Origin of the sequence: Rosenbergiella metrosideri (assembly GCF_022602565.1) — a bacterium.
Classification (GTDB): domain Bacteria; phylum Pseudomonadota; class Gammaproteobacteria; order Enterobacterales; family Enterobacteriaceae; genus Rosenbergiella; species Rosenbergiella metrosideri.
Genome location: NZ_JALBCV010000144.1, coordinates 1 through 238 on the forward strand (window position 1 = coordinate 1; position 238 = coordinate 238).

At 52.9% G+C, this 238-nt stretch carries 1 pseudogene; it reads right to left on the bottom strand.

From position 1 onward, the window contains the following. Nucleotides 1-238: pseudogene (locus tag MKR94_RS16845) on the bottom strand (hypothetical protein); the annotation flags it as partial.

Consider the following 238-nt stretch of genomic DNA (forward strand, 5'->3'; position numbering starts at 1 on the left):
TTCCAGCGCTAATTGCACCAATCGATAGCTGACGGTCTCCTCAAGCAGATCGAACGATAGCGTCACTTGTTGCACCAGCTTTTCCACACTGGCCAGTGCTTGTTGCTGTTGTTCACTGGCCTGCTCAATAGCCTGTTGTGTGCCTTGTTGTAAGCCTTCTCGCTGGCCTTCAGCTAAACCTGCGGCATACCCTTCCTCCCAAGCCTTGTCGCGTACCGAGGTACGAAAAGCCTCTATC